1 protein-coding gene and 1 pseudogene are annotated in these 815 nt (G+C 58.9%); both read left to right on the forward strand.

Annotation, left to right across the window (positions count from 1 at the left end; all coding sequences use genetic code 11):
• Positions 1-480 (forward strand): hypothetical protein (locus QB898_RS13090; protein WP_279525301.1); only part of this gene is annotated, 480 nt, incomplete at its 5' end.
• 18 nt (positions 481-498) lie between these two features.
• Positions 499-815: pseudogene (locus tag QB898_RS13095) on the forward strand (hypothetical protein); the annotation flags it as partial.

Raw genomic sequence — 815 nt, forward strand, 5'->3', positions numbered from 1 at the left:
GGCAATGCGCTGGAAAAACTCGCGCCTGATTTGAGCATTGAAGCCCTGAACCAAATCGTTTCATCGGGCAGCCACATTGCCAAAGGCTCGCTGGAAGGAGTGCTGGATGCCGTGCGGCGCTTTATTCATGGCACCAACATCGAAAGCCTGCCAGCCAGCGACGCCAGCGACAGCGATAAGGGCCGCGTCAAATTTCATGAAACCCTGGCCCAATTGCAAGCTGACCCGGCGTATCGGGCCTTGGAAGGCAAACTGCGCATTCAGCCAGCGGGCGCCATTGCGCCGCAGCAGGCGTGCGAAGACTTTGCGGCTTTTGTTTCGCTATACACCCTCTCGCCCGTTGCCATAACCTGCACTGACAGCCAGGCCCTGAATGCCCTGTGGCAGTCCGAGGCCTGGAAAGAGGTCTATCAAAACTGGCAGGCGGACAAAGCCGCCCGGGCCGCCGGCCAGCCGGCCGCGCATTATTCCGAGCAGTAGTATACCGACCGGGCCTTTTTGTTTGGCAACGTCATGCAACGCAATCGAACGGATGGCGGTGAATCGGCATACAACAGTCAGGTTCCCCGCCATCAGGGCTATACGCTGCGCTGGACGCAAAACAGGGATTACGAACAGCAAACCCTGAACCTGAAAAACCCCAAAACCCCGGTGAGTGAAGCCATTGATTATCAAGTCATCGGTTTTGCACGCACGGAAAGAGGCCCATCCAAACCCTTGCTTGGCGGCGCACTGGATGACCGCCTGTATGGCGGCAATGGGGACGACCGTATGGAAAGCGGCGCGGGCAACGACTGGCTGGAAGGCGGGGCGGG

It is taken from the genome of Ottowia cancrivicina (assembly GCF_029813755.1).
In the GTDB taxonomy this organism is placed as follows: Bacteria; Pseudomonadota; Gammaproteobacteria; order Burkholderiales; family Burkholderiaceae_C; genus Ottowia; species Ottowia massiliensis.